Genomic DNA, 17,547 nt, shown 5'->3' with positions numbered 1-17,547 from the left:
CCGGGAACTAGCCGGGGTCCGCCGCGATGTGGCAGAGCAGCAGGCAGATGTCGTCGTCGCGTTCGGAGTCGCTGAGCATCGGGTCCAGGATCCGGTCCGCCGAGCCGTCCAGGTCCCGCTCGAGCCGCTCCGGGCCGAGGGAGCCGAGCGCCCGCGCGAGGCGTTCGATGCCGGGGTCTATGCCCAGGGCGCGCCGCTCGACCAGACCGTCGGTGTAGAGCGCCAGGGTCGAGCCGGGCGGCAGCTGCATGGTGTGGTCGTGGATCTGCTGGCTGAGCGGGATGCCGAGCATGGCGCTGGGCTTCGCGTCGAGCGTGCGCACCTGCCCGTCCGGGGTGCGCAGCACCGGCGGCGGGTGGCCGGCGGCGGCCCAGGTGAGGGTGGGCTCCTCGGGGTGGAAGCGGGCGATGACGGCGGTGGCGTACAGATCCGGCTGGAGGTGGTGCAGGAAGGAGTGCAGGCGGGTCAGCAGGGTGCCGGGGCTGCCGCCGTCCACGGCGTAGGCGCGCAGCGCGGTGCGCAGCTGGCTCATCATCACGGCCGCGTGCAGCCCGTGGCCGGTGACGTCGCCGATGACCGCGATGAGGCCGCCGTCGGGCTGGCGGAAGGCGTCGTACCAGTCCCCGCCGATGTTCAGCCCGTGGGTGGCCGGCAGGTAGCGCGCGGCGAGCCGCAGACCCGGTGTCGTCGGCAGGTCGGTGAGCAGGGCGCGTTGCAGCGTCTCGGCGATGTCGCGGTTGTGCTCGAAGCGCCGGGCGTTGTCTATGGCGATGCTGGCCCGCCGGGCGATCTCGATCAGCATGACGGCGTCGTCGGGGTCCCAGCGGTCACCGGGCGGCGCCAGCGTGAGCACGCCCAGCGGGGCCCGGCGCGTCGGCAGCGGTATGCACAGCAGGGCCCGTTCGGGATCCAGCGCCGACGGCGGCTGGTCGTCGACCCCGGGCAGCCCGCCGGGGCGGTGGGCGGCGTACTGGGGGCGCCCGGTGCGGGCGGCGATGACCGCGGCGGCCGGGTGGGGCGAGGGCGGGGTCTCCTCGGCGTCACCGTCGAAGAGCCAGACGTCGACGCTGCGGGCGTACTCGGGCACGAGCAGTTCGGGCAGCCGGCGCACGATCTCGTCGTGGTTGAGCGAGGAGGTCAGCACCGCGCTCGCGTTCGCCAGGAAGGTCAGCCGCCGGCGGGCGGCCTCCGCCTCGGTACGGGCCTTGCGCTCGGCGGCGAGTGCCTCCCGCTGGGCGCGTCCGGCCGCGTCCAGCTCCGCGTGCAGGGCCACCACGCCCTGGTTGGTCTGGTGCAGCTCCTCCCGGTGGAAGGCGACCAGTTCCTCCTGGTCGGACAGCTTCTCCAGCACCAGTGCCGTGTCCTCGTCGGCGCCGAGCAGGGACTCCGCCAGCTCCGCGGCGGCGTCCGGCGGCGCGGAGCCGACCGCCGCGGAGGTCGGCTCGGTGCAGACGACCGCGGCCTGCCAGGGGGGATGGGCGGCGGACTCCGCGGGGTCGCAGGCGGCCAGCGACACGTGCAGGGCCGCCGGCCCGGCCCCGTCCGTCACGGCGTCCAGCGTGAGCCGCCAGCTGCCGCCCTTGGTCAGGCACTGGCGCAGCTGGGTGCTGAGCGCGGTGGTCAGGCGGGTGCGGTCGAGGGCGGGGACACCGTGCGCGGCGGCCAGCCGGGCGGTGGCGATACGGGCCCGGGCGGCGTCGGTGACGGTGGCGATCTCCCAGGTGCGCTTCATCGGCGGTCCCGTGGGGTCGGGGCCAGTACGGCCACGGCGGTGTCGTCCCGGACCGGCCGGGCGGCGCTGCCCGCGTCCCGCAGGGTCACCGCCGCGACGACGGCCGGGTCGCAGGACAGCACACCAGGCTCGGCCGGCGGCGTCCAGCGGCTGGGCAGGCCGTCGCTGTGCATGATGAGCACCTGCTCCGCCGTCCAGGGCATGCGGTCCTCCCGCAGGGTCCCGGGCCGGTGCACACCGACTATGCCCGGGCGGCACAGCAGGGCCCGCCAGACGTTCCCCTCCCGCAGCCGGGCCCCGATGTTGCCGATGCCGGCGAACCGGAGCAGTCCCGCGCCCCGGTCGACCTGTGCGACCGCGACGGCCGCCCCGCGGGTGCCCCGGAGCGCGGTGTCGAGGTGCCGCAGGCACTCGCCGGGTGTGAGGTGGGCCGAGCCGTGCAGCGCGTCCACCGCCGCGGTCGAGGCGCGCGCCGCTTCCGGCCCGTGCCCCAGCCCGTCGGCCAGCATGAGGGTGGCGCGGTCGCCCGACCGTGCCCAGGCCCAGGCGTCACCGGAGCTCTCCGCCCCGCCGAAGGGCACGTTGACCCCGCCGGCGCGCAGCCCGTCCGGCGCGGCGGTGCGGGGGCGGGCGCCGATCCGGGCCAGCGCCACCGTGCCCCGCCCCGGCACGCTGTGCAGCGCGAAGTCGTTCGCGACGCGCCGGCACGTGCCGAGGCCGGCGCCGAGGGAACGCGCCGTGGAGAAACCGTCGCTCAGGGCGTCCGGGACGTTGGCGATGCCGGGACCGTGGTCGATCGCCGCGATCTGCACCAGCCGCTCGGGGGAGCGGGCCTCGGCCGGGGCGGGCACGGGCACGATCTCGACCAGGAGCTGTCCGCCCCGGGCGTGCTTGACCAGGTTGGTCGCCAGTTCGGTGGCCACCAGCGAGGCGGCCGCCGTGCGCGCCGGGTCGAGCCCGGTCAGGCGCGCCGCGTCTTCCGCGGCGACCCGGGCGTCGCGCACCCGGGTCGAGTCGTGCACCGGCACGTCCCACACGCGAGGCATCACGCCTCCCCGCGCGGCCGCGGCGGGGCGGACGCCCAGGAGACCACCGTCACCACGGTGCCCTCGCCCGCGGCGCTCTCCACGGAGAACTCCTGCACCAGGCGCCTGGCCCCGCCGAGCCCCATGCCCAGCCCGTCGCTCGACGTGTAGCCGTCGCTCAGGGCGCGCTCCAGGTCCGGGATGCCGGGGCCCTTGTCGGAGAAGGTCAGCCGCAGCCCGACCGTCCGGCCGCGGGTCACCGGGGCCGACTCCATGCGTCCGCCTCCGCCGTGCACCAGGGTGTTGCGGGCCAGTTCACTGGCGGCGGTCACCACCTTCGTCTGCTCCACCAGGCTGAAGCCGAGCCGGCCGGCGGCCTGTCGCACATGCTGCCGGACCCACACCAGGTCCATGTCGGACCGGATCGGCAGGCAGGCCTCCACGCCTGCGGAGGTCGGCATCATCGAGGCTCCGCGGACGGAGGGCCGGGACGGGAGGCCCGTGCCGTGCGGGCGAGCAGGTCCATGGCCGCCTCGGTGTCCAGGGCGGTGTGCAGTCCGGGCAGCGTCAGCCCCAGCTCCACCAGCGTGATCGCGACCGCCGGCCGCATGCCGGCCACCACGGTCCGGGCCGCCAGCAGCGAGGACTGCGCCGCGATCTCCGCCAGCACGCGCCCGAGGAAGGAGTCGACGATCTCCATGCCGGAGATGTCGATGACCACGCCGGTCACCCCGCTGCCGGTGATGGCGTCTGCGATGTCCTGCTGGAGCTGGTGCGCCGTGCTGTCGTAGAGGTCTCCCTGGAGGGTGACCAGCAGGACGTCGCCCAGCCGGAGCACGGGTACGTGGACGGAGGCGTGATGGCCGAACTCGCTCACCGCGAACCCGCACCGTCCGCCGTCGGGCTGATGATGCCCGCGCCCAGCTCGTGCAGGGCGTACCGCAGGGCGTCGGCCAGGCCGGAGCGGGTGATCACGGTGCCGAGGTCCAGGCCGAGATGGACGATGGTCTGGGCGATCGCCGGGCGGATTCCGGAGACGATGCACTCGGCGCCCATCAGCCGGGCGGCCGCGACGGTCTTCATCAGGTGCTGCGCGACGAGCGAGTCGACCGTCGGCACCCCGGTGATGTCCAGGATCGCGAAGCGGGCGTGCTGCTCGACGATCGAGTCCAGCAGCGTCTCCATCACGACCTGGCTGCGCGCGCTGTCGAGGGTGCCGATCAGCGGTACGGCCACGATGCCGTCCCACAGCTTGATGACGGGGGTGGCCACCTCGAGCAGTTGGAGCTGCTGCCGTTCGATCAGGGCCTGGCCCTCCGCCAGCGCGGTGTCCAGGACGAGCAGCCGCAGCGTCCCCATCAGCACGGTGAACTCCGTCGCGCACTCCCGGGCCTGCTCGGCGGGGGCGTCCGCGAGATCGGCGAGCAACAGGTTCACCGCGGGCGGACGCAGGGCCTCGACCTCGGTCGACACCTGCGCGGTGGTGAACCCGGCGCGGGAGCGGGAGGCGCCCATGCGGGACAGCTGTTCGCGCACCACGGTGAACCCGGCGGCGTCGGTGTCGTGCATCCGCCCGGTGTCCGCGACCTCGGCCAGCGCGTCGAGGATGTGCCGGGCCGCCTCGACGGCCTCGTCCCTGGACACGGTGAACACGGTGCGGAACAGGGCCTCGTCGGCCCAGCGCTGGGCGATCTGCTCGCGGCGGCGGAGGAGGAACTCCCCGACCCGTCTGGTGGGTGATCCGTGCGTTTCCGCCGCTTCGTGCTCCGGCACCTGTTCACTCCTCGTCCGAGTCGTCCATGTCGCGTCGGGCCGCCCGCCGCAGGTCGGATGCGGGAGGAACGGCCCTTGCCGGATGACAACCTTAACCGGGCCGCGGGGCGGTCCGGGACCTCGTTCGGCCCAGTGATCTCTCCCGGCGGCCGCATCCGTGCCCCGCCTGGACCTGTCTGTGCGCAAGAACGGCGCCCGGGCGCGAGCGGCCGCGGTGCGCACGGGGCTTCCGCGGCCCGCGAGGACGGGCCCGGGCCGGTCAGGCGACGACCGGTGTCACTCCTGTTCCTGGATGATGCGGGCGAGCGCCTCCTCGACGCTCTCCGACACCGGCACGGTGATGCTCACGCCCGTGAGGTCGAGAATCCGCTGCACGGCGGGCGTGGGGGAGATGATGTGGACGCTCCCGGGCAGATCGCGGACCTCCTGATAGGCGCGCAGGATGATGCTCATCCCCGAGGAGTCCATGAACGGCACCTTCGACAGATCGAGCAGGAAGTGCCGGCGGCCGTGATGCAGCTGGTTGGCCAGGTGGTGCTGGAGCTCCGTCGCGGTGTCGACGTCCAGGTAGCCCTCCGCGGTGATCACGGCGACGTCCTGGGCGGGAAGGCTGACCTCGACGGACAGGGGGTTCTGGGCAACGGACACGGCTTCCTCCAAGACTACGAGTGCTACGGCGGCCCTGCGCGGTTACCCCCGAAGCCGCTCGTCATGCACCGGCGTCCCGTGCGGCCCTCCTGTGACAGCCGTACCGAATGCGATCGCACGAACCGGGTAACTGCTGCTGTGGGACAGGGAGCCGATCTCACTGTGGGGTGGGACCGTTCGACCGGAGCACGAAAGGCTTTGTGAGGTGGAGGAGCGGTGAGCCGGCCCGACACGACTCGGGCCAGGGGCCAGGTGACGACCGCGGCGGCGGCACGCGCCCATGCGCGGTCGGTGGTACGGGAGCAGTGGGAGACGGCGTACGGCACGGCCCACGAAGAGGATCTCATCGATCTGCTCCTCGTCGTGTCCGAACTCGTCACGAACGCGATCCGGCACGGTGACGGCCTGGCGGGATTCGAGGTCACCCCGGCGCTCGACGGCGTCCGGATCGTCGTCCGGGACAACAGCGACCTGGTGCCGGAGACGGCGTACGGATCCGGCGCCCTGCCGGTGGTGCACGAGGGCAACGGGTACGGCTGGCCGCTGATCATCCGGCTGGCGCGGGACATCACGATCGTCAGGCGCCGCGCGGGCGGCAAGGCCATCAGCATGCTGGTCCCCCTGCGTCCCGCGCACCGGAAACGGGTGTCGGACGCCGAGCAGCCGGCCTGAGGCGCCGGGAGCCCGGCCCTACCAGGGAAGGAAGACGTGGATGTCCTTCCCGCTGTCGTTCGTGGCGACGCTGATCTGCTCGCACAGGGCGTGCAGCAGGTGCCAGCCGACCCCGCCGCCCCCGCCGTCGGGATGGAACGGGCGTGGCGCCGGCGGAACCGGGCTCGTGTCGTGCATGACCACGTGGATGCCGTCGAAGGTCCTGCGCATCCTGAGCTCGAAGGGGCCCGGTGCGTACTGGATCGCGTTCGCGGCGAGTTCCGTGACCACCAGCAGTATGTCGTCCCAGTGCTCCGGCGTCGCCGGAGGCGTCACCTCCGCCAGGTCGTCGAGGAAACGCTCCGCGTCGAGGCGGGCGTCCGTCACATCGCTCAGCTCGCCGGGGAAGCGAGTGACCCTCTCCGGGATCTCCCCTGGACTGAGCGTCATGTTCCAGCGCGGCTCGGTCGGCATCTCACCTTTCCCACCCCCGTCTACAGTCCTGTCGTCATGGGTTTTCTCGTCCGGGAGTGTCCACGTTCCCAAGTCGGCGCGGGCTACGCATCCCCCGAAACACAACTGTTGTACTCGGCACGGACCGTCACGGGCGCTCACGGACACGGGCTCACCGGAACACGTCGTCCGCCTCGTCCCAGCTGGACAGCTCCTCCGGCTCGCTGTGCCGCGGAGCGTGCGCACGGGCCTGGTACATCGCGTCGATCTCGAAGGCGTAGTGCCGCACGATCGCGTCCCGGCGCAGCTTCATCGACGGCGTCATGAGCCCGCTCGCCATGTCGAACTGCGAGGGCAGCACCCGGAAGACCCGGATCGACTCCGAGCGCGAGACCGCGCTGTTGGCGGCGGCCACGGCGCGCCCGATCTCCTCCCGCAGCGCGTTCTCCTCGCGGGCCTCCCGGCTCGGAGTGTCGCTCTGCAGGGCCAGCGAACCGCGCCAGTACGCCACGAACTGGGGATCCAGCGTGATCAGCGCCCCCACACAGGGGCGGTTGTCGCCCACGACGACCGCCTGGTGGACCAGCGGATGCATCCTCAGCCGCTGCTCCAGGGCCGCCGGGGCCACGCTCTTGCCGCCGCTGGTGACGATGACGTCCTTCTTGCGGCCGGTGATCGTCAGATACCCCTCGGGGTCCAGCCGCCCCAGGTCCCCGGTGGCGAGCCAGCCACCGCGCAGCGCCGCCCGCGTCGCCGGCTCGTTGTTGACGTACCCCTGGAACACCGACGGCCCGCGCACCAGGATCTCGCCGTCGTCGGCCACCATGACGTCCGTGCCCGGCAGGGCCTGTCCCACCGTGCCCGACATCTCCCGGCCCAGCGGCTGTGCCGTGACGCCGCCGCCGGTCTCGGTGAGGCCGTACCCGTCGTTGACGTAGATCCCGATCCCCTCGAAGAACAGTGACAGTTCGCGGCTGAGGGTCGACCCCCCGGACGTCGCCCGGCACACCCGGCCGCCGAGCGCCGCGCGCAGCTTGCGGTACACCGTCCGCTCGAACAGGGCGTGCTGCAGCCGCAGATCGAAACCGGGGCCCGAGCCGCCGCCCAGCCGGTGCCGTTCGAGGGCGGCGGCGTAGTCGCGCGCCGTGTCGGCGGCCCGCTCGAACAGCGCGCCCCGGCCCGTCTCCTGAGCCGTGCGCAGGAAGTTCTTGTAGATCCTTTCGAAGAGGGAGGGCACGGCGCAGATGTAGGTGGGGCGGAAGGACTTCAGCGAGGCCGCCAGCGCCTCCTCGCTCAGGTCGGGTTCATGTCCCATCATCATGCCGCCGCGGACGCACAGGCCCTGTACGAGCAGGCCGTAGACATGGGAGAAGGGCAGGAAGGCCAGGACGGTCCCCTGCTGCTCGCCCGGCGGGATCACCGTGTGGCCCCAGCCCGCGAGCAGGGTGTCGCACGGGCTCGCCAGGTTGCGGTGGCTCAGCGCGCAGCCCAGGGGCCGCCCGGTGGTGCCCGAGGTGTAGGTGACGGCGGCGGTGGAGTCCGGCAGCACGATGCGGCGCATCGACTCCACCGTGGTGTACGGGATGAGGGCGCCGCGCTCGGCCAGCTCCCGCATCGCCCCGGAGTCCAGCTGCCAGACGTGGCGCAGCTGCGGCAGCGCCCCGCACACGGAGCCGACCGTCATCACCGCCTGCTCGTCCTCCACCACCACGGCCACGCAGGCGGAGTCCTTGAGGATGAACTCCACCTGGTCGCGCGAGGAGGTGGGATAGATCGGGACGACCTCGGCGCCCACCGCCCACAGCGCGTAGGACAGGACGGTCCACTCGTAGCGGGTGCGCGCCATGATCGCCACGCGGTGGCCCGGTGCCACACCGGACGCGATCATGCCCTTGGCCAGGTCGACCACCTGGTCGCGGACCTCTACGGCGGTCACCTCCTCCCAGGTGGTGGAGGAGGGGTCGGTACGGCGCGCGAGCAGGGGAAGGGTGGGGTTCTGGGCCGCCGTCTCGAAGATGCTGTCGGCCAGCCCGCCGGTCAGGGACGAGACGGTGGGGGGAGCGAGGGCGAAGTCGCGCATGCGCTGCTCCAGAGCTGTACGGAGGGTGACCACGCCGACGACTTCCGTTGTCGACGGTGCTCGAATCTAGCCCAGCTCAGTGCGGATGGTGACCAGAACTTGTGAAGTTGCACACCCGTGATGATCTCGGGATGTACGGGGAATGTGAACTCCCGTCAGCTCGGGGCCCACCGGGCTCGTCGCGTCACGTCTGTGTGTGCCGCGCGCACGCCTTCACGACCTCGCGCAGGCTCCCGGTCCGCTCCAGCAGCCCGCGCTGCACCCGCGCGCCCGTGCCGCCGTCGAGGAGCCGGGCGCAGCCGGCCCGGGCCCGGTCCAGGTCGCCGCTGTCGGCGAGGGCCTGCCCGGCGTGCTCCAGCAGCGCGTCCACCACCGTCCCGGCGGGCAGCCGGCGCATGGTCGCCGGGTGCAGCAGCTCCTGCGCGAGCCCGGAGCGCGCCGCCCGCCAGGCGGCCAGCCGCAGCAGGCTCACGCTGTGGTCCACCGGTTCCCGTCCGGCCCGCCACTCCCGGGCCGCCGTCTCCACCAGCCCCCGCGCGAGCAGGGCGATCAGCACGGCCGTGGAGGTGTGCAGGCACACGTCGGCCACCCGGACCTCCACCGTCGGATAGCGCTGCGACAGCCGGGCGTCGAAGTAGACCATCCCCGCGTCGAGGATCACCCCGCTCGCCACCATGTCCGCCACCCGCCGGTGATAGCGCTCGGCCGAGCCGAACACCTCGGTCGGACCGGCCGACGGCCAGCGCTGCCACACCCGGCTGCGGTAGCTGTGGTAGGAGGTGTCCTTGCCCTGCCAGTAGGGCGAGTTGGAGCTGAGCGCCGCGAGCACCGACAGCCAGGGCCGGATCCGGTCCAGGACCGCCACGCCCTCCTCGTCGGAGTCGACGGCCACATGGACGTGACAGCCGCACACCAGCGGCTCCTGGGCGGCGAGGCCGTACTGCCGTGCCATCCACTGGTAGCGGCCGCCGGTGCCGACGGACGGGCTCACCGGCAGCGGCGAGCTGGCCAGGGCCGCCACCGTGCACCCGAGCTCCCCGGCGTGCCGGGCCGCCTCCGTGCGGCAGCGGACGATCTCCTCGCTCAGGTCCGCCATGTCGGCCTGGGGATGCGTGGCGAACTCCAGCATCTGGCCGTACAGCTCCTTCTCGAACACCTCCTGGCCCGGGTCGTCCTGTTCCGCGCGGGCCAGCACCGCGCCGGACAGCGCCTTCGGCTCACCGGTCTCCGGGTCCACCAGGAGGAGTTCCTCCTCCACTCCGACGGTCCGCACGAGGCGGCCTCCCTGTGACGTCGCACCGCTACGACGCCAGCGGGTACCCCGCTGATCGTCACTGCAACGGGGTGAGCCAGACCGTGGCGAGGGGCGGCAGGGTGAGCGTCATCCGCTCCTCCGCCACCTTGATGTCGTCGGGGTTGGTGACGTCGCCGCCGCCGTAGCGGGCGGCGTCGGTGTTGAGGATCTCCCGCCAGACGGGGAAGGCGGCGGGCGCCCAGAGGCGGTAGTCGTGGCGGACGACGGGGGAGAAGTTGGAGACCGACAGCAGCGGGGAGCCGTCGGCGGCGAACCGCAGGAAGGCGAAGACGTTGTCCTCGGCGGCGTCCCCCAGCACCCACTGGAAGCCGCCCGGGTCGGTGTCCCGCTGCCACAGCGCCGGCGTGCCGCGGTAGACCGAGTTGAGATCGCGGACCAGGTCCCTGACGCCGCGGTGATCGGCCTCGGCGCCGTAACCGGGGGAGACCAGCCACCAGTCCGGCCCGTGCTCCTGGGACCATTCGGAGCCCTGGGCGAACTCCTGCCCCATGAACAGCAGTTGCTTGCCCGGGTGGGCCCACATGAAGCCCAGGTACGCGCGGTGGTCGGCCCGCCGCTGCCACCAGTCGCCGGGCATCTTCGACACCAGCGCCTGCTTGCCGTGCACCACTTCGTCGTGCGAGATCGGCAGCACGTAGTTCTCGCTGTAGGCGTACACCATCGAGAAGGTCATCTCGTTGTGGTGGTACTTGCGGTGCACCGGCTCGTGCGCGATGTAGCCGAGCGAGTCGTGCATCCAGCCCATGTTCCACTTCAGCCCGAAGCCCAGGCCGCCGCTGTCGGTGGGGCGCGTCACGCCGTCCCACGCCGTCGACTCCTCGGCGATGGTCACCACGCCGGGCGAACGGCGGTACACGGTCGCGTTCATCTCCTGCAGGAACGCCACCGCGTCCAGGTCCTCGCGCCCGCCGTGCACGTTCGGCACCCACTGGCCCGAGTCGCGCGAGTAGTCGAGGTAGAGCATGGAGGCAACGGCGTCCACCCGCAGGCCGTCGATGTGGAACTCCTCGCACCAGTACACGGCGTTCGCCACCAGGAAGTTGCGCACCTCCACGCGGCCGAAGTCGAACTCGTAGGTGCCCCAGTCCGGGTGCTCGGCCCGCCGTGAGTCCCCGGGCTCGTACAGCGGATCCCCGTCGAACCGCGCCAGCGCCCAGTCGTCCTTGGGGAAGTGGGCGGGCACCCAGTCCATGATCACGCCGATGCCGGCCCGGTGCAGGGAGTCGATCAGGTACCGGAAGTCGTCAGGGGTGCCCAGGCGCGCGGTCGGCGCGTAGTAGGAGGTGACCTGATAACCCCAGGACGGGCCGAAGGGGTGCTCGGCGAGCGGCATCAGCTCGACATGGGTGAAGCCGAGCTGCCTGACGTACTCCGGCAGCTGCTCGGCGAGCTGACGGTACGTCAAACCGGGCCGCCAGGAGGGCAGATGGACCTCGTAGACGGAGAACGGCGCCTCGTGCACCGGGGTGTCCCCGCGGTGCGCCATCCAGGCGGCGTCGCCCCACTCGTAGGCCGAGGACGTCACCACCGAGGCCGTCGCGGGCGGCTCCTCCGTACGGCGGGCCATCGGGTCGGCCTTGAGGAAGCGGCCGCCGTAGCGGGAGGTGATCTCGAACTTGTAGCGCGCGCCCTCGCCGATGCCGGGCACGAACAGCTCCCACACCCCGGACGCGCCCAGCGACCGCATCGGCAGCGCCGTCCCGTCCCAGCACGTGAACTCCCCGGCGACCCGCACCCCTTGGGCGTTCGGGGCCCACACGGTGAACCGGGTGCCCCGCACGCCGTCGTGGACCATCGGCTCGGCGCCGAGCGCCTTCCACAGCTCCTCGTGCCGGCCCTCGCGGATGAGGTGCAGGTCGAGCTCACCGAGCGCGGGCAGGAAGCGGTACGGGTCCGCCGTCTCCTGCTCGCCGTCCGCGTACCGCACGACCAGGGTGTAGCCGGGGATCGCGGCGAGCGGCAGCACACCGGAGAACAGGCCGTCGCCCTCGGACGTCAGCGCGTGCCGCTCTTCGCCGATGGCGACGGACACCGAGCGGGCGTACGGGCGCAGGGCCCGGAAGGCGATGCCGTCCGGGACCGGATGGGCGCCCAGCAGGGCGTGCGGATCGTGATGGCGGCCGGAGAGCAGGCGCTCGCGCTCGCCCGGGTCCAGGGCGGGCGCCGTCCCGCGTCCGGTGGTCGGCGGGCCGGACGGCTCGGGCAGTGAGGTGTCACGCAGGGCCACGGGTTCAGCCTCCTCTCACGGCGAGTCGCTCGATCGCCGCCATGGGTACGGGGAGCCAGTCCGGTCGGTGCCGGGCTTCGTACAGGACCTCGTAGACGGCTCGGTCGGTCTCGTAGGCGCGCAGCAGCGCGTGTTTCTTGCGCGGGTCCCAGCCGGCCCGGTCGGCATAGCCCGCGCAGTACGCCTCACGGCAGCGGCGCGCCCACTCCGGGCGCCACGGGCGGCGCTGCCGCGCCGCGTAGTCGAAGGAGCGCAGCATGCCCGCGATGTCCCGCAACGGGGACTGGGCGCTGCGCCGTTCGGCGAGGGGGCGGGACGGCTCCCCCTCGAAGTCGATGACGAACCAGTCCCGGCCCGCCCGCAGCACCTGCCCCAGGTGCAGGTCCCCGTGGATGCGCTGGGCGGGCGGCCCGGAGTCGCACGTGACCAGCGCGCCGAACGCGCCGCGCAGGCCCGGCACATAGGGCCGCAGAGCGGGCACGCAGTGCGCCGCGGAGACCAGGCGCTCGGTCATCGCCGCCGCCGTCCGCCCGTTCTCGTCGTGTGTCCCGGCGGGGAACGCGGCGGCGAGCGCGAGGTGCACGTCGGCGGTGGCCCGGCCCAGCTCCCGGGCCTGCACGGTGAAGTCGTCCCGGGCGGCGAGTGCCTGCAGCGCCAGCGCCCACCCGTCGGAGGCTCCCGGCAGGAACGGCTGCAGCACGCCGAGCGTCGCCTCCTGCGGATGTGTCGTACGGAACCACGCCACCGGCGCCGGCACCCGGCCGCAGCCCTGCGCGGCCAGCGCCTCCGGCACCTCCAGGTCGGGGTTGACGCCGGGCTGGATGCGCCGGAAGACCTTCAGGATGAACTCGTCGCCGTACACCAGCGAGGAGTTGGACTGCTCCGCCTGAAGCACCCGCGGCACCAGACCGGCGGGCACCCGCGCGGACGGGTCGGCCTCGAAGCGCAGGGGGCCGGCCGCACCGGGCCGCCGCAGCCGCTCCAGGAGCAACTGCGCCGAACGGGGGTCCTGCAGCGCGTCGTAGACCAGCAGACCGGCCAGCGGCCCCGTTCCGGCCCGGCCGATCAGGGCGCGTCCGAGCCTGGGCGAGGGGTTCTTGCGCACGCCGAGCAGCAGTTGGTAGCAGTCCCCGACGGGCGCGGCACCACTGGGCACGGGCACACCGGACTGACCGGCGTGCACCAGCAGATGCAGACAGCCCGGGAACAGCTCGGTGAAGGACAGCAGACCGAGGTCCGTGACGGGCCGGTCCTTGCCGGCGAACCAGCGCTGGCGCGGCAGCCATTCGCGCAGCAGCCCGGTGAGCGAGGGCATGGGCCCGGTGACGACGCTGCGTCTGGGGCCCAGCGATGCGGTCTTCGTCGTCATGGTGACGCGTCCTTTCCTCGGCTCGGGCTCAGGACCGGCGGCCGATGCGGGATGCGACTCGGGTGAGCCGGAACCAGTAGAAGCCGTGCCCGGCGAGGGTCAGCAGGTAGGGCAGTTCACCGATGGCCGGAAAGCGCACCCCGCCGATGAGCTCCACGGGATGGCGTCCGTCGTAGGCCCTCAGGTCCAGCTCGGTGGGCTGGGCGAAACGGGAGAAGTTGTTCACGCACAGCACCAGGTCGTCCTCGTACTCCCGCAGATAGGCCAGAACGGCCGGGTTGGAGGAGGGCAGTTCCGTGTAGGAGCCGAGGCCGAAGGCGGGGTTCTGCTTGCGGATCTCGATCATCCGGCGGGTCCAGTGCAGCAGCGAGGAGGGGGAGGACATCGACGCCTCGACGTTGGTGACCTGGTAGCCGTGGACGGGGTCCATGATGGTCGGCAGGAAGAGCCGGCCCGGGTCGCAGGAGGAGAAGCCGGCGTTGCGGTCCGGGGTCCACTGCATCGGGGTGCGGACCGCGTCGCGGTCACCGAGCCAGATGTTGTCGCCCATGCCGATCTCGTCGCCGTAGTACAGGATCGGCGAGCCGGGCAGGGACAGCAGCAGGGCGGTGAACAGCTCGATCTGGTTGCGGTCGTTGTCGAGGAGGGGGGCGAGCCGGCGCCGGATGCCGATGTTGGCGCGCATGCGCGGGTCCTTGGCGTACTCGGCCCACATGTAGTCGCGTTCCTCGTCGGTGACCATCTCCAGGGTCAGTTCGTCGTGGTTGCGCAGGAAGATGCCCCACTGGCAGCCGGAGGGGATGGCGGGGGTCTTGGCGAGGATCTCGGAGACGGGGTAGCGGGACTCCCGGCGCACGGCCATGAAGATGCGCGGCATGACGGGGAAGTGGAAGGCCATGTGGCACTCGTCGCCGCCGCTCCGGTAGTCGCCGAAGTAGTCGACGACGTCCTCCGGCCACTGGTTGGCCTCCGCCAGCAGCACCGTGTCCGGGTAGTGGGCGTCGATGTCACGGCGGACGCGCTTGAGGAAGGCGTGCGAGGCGGGCAGGTTCTCGCAGTTGGTGCCCTCGGCGGCGTACAGATAGGGCACCGCGTCCAGCCGGAAGCCGTCGATGCCCAGGTCCAGCCAGAAGCGCAGGGCCGCCAGGATCTCCTCCTGCACGGCAGGGTTCTCGTAGTTGAGGTCCGGCTGGTGGGAGAAGAAGCGGTGGAAGTAGTACTGACCCCGCACCGGGTCGAAGGTCCAGTTGGAGGCCTCGGTGTCGACGAAGATGATGCGCGCGTCCGGGTAGCCCTTGTCGTCGTCGGCCCATACGTAGTAGTCGCCGTAGGGTCCGTCGGGGTCTTTGCGGGACTCCTGGAACCACGGGTGCTGGTCGCTGGTGTGGTTCATGACGAAGTCGATGATGACGCGCATGCCGCGCTGGTGGGCGGCGTCCACGAACTCGACGAAGTCGGCGAGGTCGCCGAACTCGGGCAGCACGGCCGTGTAGTCGGAGACGTCGTAGCCGCCGTCTCTCAGCGGGGACTTGAAGAAGGGGGGCAGCCAGAGGCAGTCGACGCCCAGCCACTGCAGGTAGTCGAGCTTGGCGGTGATCCCCTTGAGGTCGCCGACGCCGTCGCCGTTGCTGTCCTGGAAGGAACGGACGAGGACCTCGTAGAAGACCGCGCGCTTGAACCAGTCCGGGTCTCGGTCCTTGGCGGGGGTGTCCTCGAACGTGTCCGGGACGGGCTGGTTGACAGTCATGGCGCTCTGACTCTCCTGTCGGTGGCTACGCGGACGACTGCTGGATGTGGAGCACGTGTGCCGGGGTCCGGCCTGGATCCAGGCGTACGTAGTTGGCCCTGCCCCAGTGATAGGTCTCACCCGTCAGTTCGTCGTGTGCGGACATGGATGCGTGCCACTCCAGGCCGAGTTGCGGCATGTCCAACGAGACCGTCGCCTCCTGGGTGTGGTGCGGGTCGAGATTGACGACGACGAGGACCGTGTCCCGGCCCGTGGTCTTGCTGTAGGCGATGACCATGTCGTTGTCGGTGCCGTGGAAGCGGAGGTTGCGCAGCCGCTGGAGCGCCGGATGGCGCCGCCGGATGGTGTTGAGCTGTGTGATCAGGGGGGTGAGGGTGCGGCCCTCGCGTTCGGCGGTGTCCCAGTCGCGCCGGCGCAGCTGGTACTTCTCGGAGTCGAGGTATTCCTCGCTGCCCTCGCGCAGGGGGGTGTTCTCGCACAGTTCGTAGCCGGAGTACACGCCCCAGGTGGGGGAGAGGGTGGCGGCCAGGACGGCGCGGACGGCGAAGGCGGGGCGGCCGCCGTGCTGGAGGTAGGCGTGGAGGATGTCGGGGGTGTTGACGAAGAAGTTGGGCCGCATGTAGGCGGCCGCCTCGCCGGCCAGTTCGGTGCAGTACTCGGTCAGCTCCTGCTTGGTGGTGCGCCAGGTGAAGTAGGTGTAGGACTGCTGGAAGCCGATCTGGGCCAGGGTGTGCATCATGGCCGGGCGGGTGAAGGCCTCGGCGAGGAAGATGACGTCGGGGTCGGTGGCGTTGATGTCGGCGATCACCCGCTGCCAGAACGCGACCGGTTTGGTGTGCGGGTTGTCCACGCGGAAGATCCGCACCCCGTGGTCCATCCACAGCCGCAGCACCCGCAGGGTCTCGGTGAGCAGGCCCTCGCCGTCGGCGTCGAAGGCGAGGGGGTAGATGTCCTGGTACTTCTTGGGCGGGTTCTCGGCGTAGGCGATGGTGCCGTCGGGGCGGTGGTGGAACCAGTCGGGGTGTTTGTGCACCCAGGGGTGGTCGGGGGAGCACTGCAGGGCGAAGTCGAGGGCGATCTCCAGGCCCAGGGCGCGGGCCCGGCGCACGAACCAGGCGAAGTCCTCCGGGGTGCCCAGCCGGGGGTGGACGGCGTCGTGGCCGCCCTCGGGGGAGCCGATCGCCCAGGGCACGCCGACGTCGTCGGGGCCGGCGGAGAGGGTGTTGTTGCGGCCCTTGCGGTAGGTGGTGCCGATGGGGTGGATGGGGGGCAGGTAGACGACGTCGAAGCCCATCGCGGCGATCGCGGGCAGCCGGCGCGCGGCGGTGCGGAAGGTGCCGTGCGGCTGCTCGGCGGTGCCCTCGGAGCGGGGGAAGAACTCGTACCAGGAGCCGTACAGCGCCCGCTCGCGTTCCACCAGCAGCTCCAGCGTCGGCGAGGCGGTGGTGAACTCCCGCAGCGGATGCCGCGCCAGCACCGCGTCCACCTCCGGCGTCAACGCCGCCGCCAGACGCGTGGCCACCGGCAGCGAGTCGTCGCGCAGCGTCCGGACCGCGTCCAGCACCGCGTTGCGCCAGGGGCCCGCGGGGACCCCGGCGGCCAGCCGCTCGTGCAGGTCGCCGCCCTCCTCCAGCACCAGCCCGGTGTCGATGCCGGCCGGGATCTTGATGCGGGCGTGCTGCCGCCAGGTGGCTACCGGGTCGCTCCAGGCCTCGACCCGGAAGGTCCAGCGGCCCTCGGAGGTGGGCGTGACCTCGGCGCCCCAGCGGTCGGAGCCGGGGGCGAGTTCCCGCATCGGGGTCCACGGGCCGTGCCGGCCCTCGGGATCGGTCAGGACCACGTTGGCCGCGACCGCGTCGTGGCCTTCTCGGAACACGGTCGCGGTGACCTGGAACGTCTCGCCCTCGACGGCCTTGGCCGGGTACCTGCCGCACTCCACCGCCGGGCGGACTTCGCGTACCGGGATGCGGCCGATGGCCGGAATGGAACTCATGGGTCTCACCTCCACCGTGCTGGAAGACCGGGCCGTCGGCCCGGCCGGGGATACACATGGGGCCGGAGAAATCATCTCTTCCGGCCTGCGCCGAAAGGATCTCCCCGGCCTGCGCCGAACGGGTCACCTCTGCCCGGGCTGTGCCGGACGGGTCACCTGTCCCCGGCGAGACGCCGATGCGCACGCGGTGGGCCGCGCCGGGCCGAGCCGTCCGTCCGGGGCCTGTCGTCCTGCTCCAGGAGATAGGCGCCGAGGGTCGAGCGCAGATAGCGCTCGGCGGCGTCCGCGGCCTCGCGGGCGCAGCGCTTGCCCATCAGCACGCACAGGGTGTAGCCCGAGTCCTCGAAAGTGGCCCGCACCGTGCGGTCGGCGGGGGACGCGAGCATGACGCGTTCCCACGCCCGGTACCGCCGCAGTTGCCGGGCCACCTCGGCTTTTGCCGGTAGCAGCATGACGCCCTTCACTTTCCGGGGCTCGATCGCACGTCTCCCGACGGTCGGGCGGCGGCCGCGCGTGGGCACGCACGGTCCGTTA

Annotated in this window: 15 protein-coding genes; 1 reads left to right on the top strand and 14 read right to left on the bottom strand. The window is 72.1% G+C overall.

Going from position 1 to position 17,547, the window contains the following annotated elements; genetic code table 11:
- Positions 1–7: 7 nt before the first annotated feature.
- The 6 genes from ACJ9NR_RS02395 to ACJ9NR_RS02370 form a co-directional block, all read right to left on the bottom strand.
- Positions 8–1,732 carry a PP2C family protein-serine/threonine phosphatase gene (locus ACJ9NR_RS02395; RefSeq protein WP_412490048.1) on the bottom strand — a complete coding sequence of 575 codons (1,725 nt, stop codon included), beginning with the start codon at positions 1,730–1,732 and terminating at the stop codon, positions 8–10.
- Positions 1,729–2,778, bottom strand: coding sequence for a SpoIIE family protein phosphatase (locus tag ACJ9NR_RS02390; RefSeq protein ID WP_412490049.1), 1,050 nt, complete (start codon positions 2,776–2,778; stop codon positions 1,729–1,731). The genes ACJ9NR_RS02395 and ACJ9NR_RS02390 overlap by 4 nt, the downstream gene beginning before the upstream one ends.
- On the bottom strand, positions 2,778–3,218 hold the full coding sequence (locus ACJ9NR_RS02385; protein ID WP_412490531.1) for an anti-sigma regulatory factor: 441 nt from the start codon (positions 3,216–3,218) through the stop codon (positions 2,778–2,780). The genes ACJ9NR_RS02390 and ACJ9NR_RS02385 overlap by 1 nt, the downstream gene beginning before the upstream one ends.
- Entirely contained in the window at positions 3,218–3,634 is a 417-nt protein-coding gene (locus ACJ9NR_RS02380; RefSeq protein ID WP_412490050.1) for an STAS domain-containing protein, read from the bottom strand. The genes ACJ9NR_RS02385 and ACJ9NR_RS02380 overlap by 1 nt, the downstream gene beginning before the upstream one ends.
- Complete coding sequence (locus ACJ9NR_RS02375; RefSeq protein ID WP_412490051.1) at positions 3,631–4,530, bottom strand: STAS domain-containing protein; 900 nt, start codon at positions 4,528–4,530, stop codon at positions 3,631–3,633. Before ACJ9NR_RS02375 ends, ACJ9NR_RS02380 begins: the two co-directional genes overlap by 4 nt.
- Positions 4,531–4,806: 276 nt before the next feature.
- On the bottom strand, positions 4,807–5,178 hold the full coding sequence (locus ACJ9NR_RS02370; protein ID WP_412490052.1) for an STAS domain-containing protein: 372 nt from the start codon (positions 5,176–5,178) through the stop codon (positions 4,807–4,809).
- A 216-nt stretch (positions 5,179–5,394) separates the two neighbouring features.
- On the opposite strand from ACJ9NR_RS02370, the gene ACJ9NR_RS02365 reads away from it, so the two are divergent.
- Complete coding sequence (locus ACJ9NR_RS02365; protein WP_412490053.1) at positions 5,395–5,850, top strand: ATP-binding protein; 456 nt, start codon at positions 5,395–5,397, stop codon at positions 5,848–5,850.
- A gap of 18 nt (positions 5,851–5,868) precedes the next feature.
- Here ACJ9NR_RS02365 and ACJ9NR_RS02360 read toward each other — a convergent pair whose 3' ends face one another.
- The 8 genes from ACJ9NR_RS02360 to ACJ9NR_RS02325 form a co-directional block, all read right to left on the bottom strand.
- Positions 5,869–6,303 (bottom strand): ATP-binding protein, encoded by a 435-nt coding sequence (locus ACJ9NR_RS02360; protein WP_412490054.1) that lies wholly within the window; start codon positions 6,301–6,303, stop codon positions 5,869–5,871.
- A gap of 151 nt (positions 6,304–6,454) precedes the next feature.
- Positions 6,455–8,362 (bottom strand): AMP-dependent synthetase/ligase, encoded by a 1,908-nt coding sequence (locus ACJ9NR_RS02355; protein ID WP_412490055.1) that lies wholly within the window; start codon positions 8,360–8,362, stop codon positions 6,455–6,457.
- A 184-nt stretch (positions 8,363–8,546) separates the two neighbouring features.
- Positions 8,547–9,635 carry a glutamate--cysteine ligase 2 gene (locus ACJ9NR_RS02350; protein ID WP_412490056.1) on the bottom strand — a complete coding sequence of 363 codons (1,089 nt, stop codon included), beginning with the start codon at positions 9,633–9,635 and terminating at the stop codon, positions 8,547–8,549.
- A 58-nt stretch (positions 9,636–9,693) separates the two neighbouring features.
- A complete protein-coding gene (gene glgB / locus ACJ9NR_RS02345) occupies positions 9,694–11,904 on the bottom strand; it encodes a 1,4-alpha-glucan branching protein GlgB (protein ID WP_412490057.1) in 2,211 nt (736 codons plus the stop codon).
- Between the two features lie 4 nt (positions 11,905–11,908).
- Complete coding sequence (locus ACJ9NR_RS02340; RefSeq protein ID WP_412490058.1) at positions 11,909–13,273, bottom strand: maltokinase N-terminal cap-like domain-containing protein; 1,365 nt, start codon at positions 13,271–13,273, stop codon at positions 11,909–11,911.
- Positions 13,274–13,301: 28 nt separating this feature from the next.
- Positions 13,302–15,020, bottom strand: a complete 1,719-nt coding sequence (gene treS / locus ACJ9NR_RS02335) for a maltose alpha-D-glucosyltransferase (RefSeq protein ID WP_412490059.1) — start codon at positions 15,018–15,020, stop codon at positions 13,302–13,304.
- 25 nt (positions 15,021–15,045) lie between these two features.
- Entirely contained in the window at positions 15,046–17,013 is a 1,968-nt protein-coding gene (locus ACJ9NR_RS02330; protein ID WP_412490060.1) for an alpha-1,4-glucan--maltose-1-phosphate maltosyltransferase family protein, read from the bottom strand.
- A gap of 152 nt (positions 17,014–17,165) precedes the next feature.
- A complete protein-coding gene (locus ACJ9NR_RS02325; protein ID WP_412490061.1) occupies positions 17,166–17,465 on the bottom strand; it encodes a DUF5133 domain-containing protein in 300 nt (99 codons plus the stop codon).
- Between the last annotated feature and the right edge of the window lie 82 nt (positions 17,466–17,547).

The organism is Streptomyces sediminimaris (assembly GCF_047049295.1).
Taxonomy (GTDB): domain Bacteria; phylum Actinomycetota; class Actinomycetes; order Streptomycetales; family Streptomycetaceae; genus Streptomyces; species Streptomyces sediminimaris.
The sequence above is the reverse complement of the archived record's forward strand: the minus strand, read 5'-3'. Positions and strand labels throughout refer to the sequence as shown.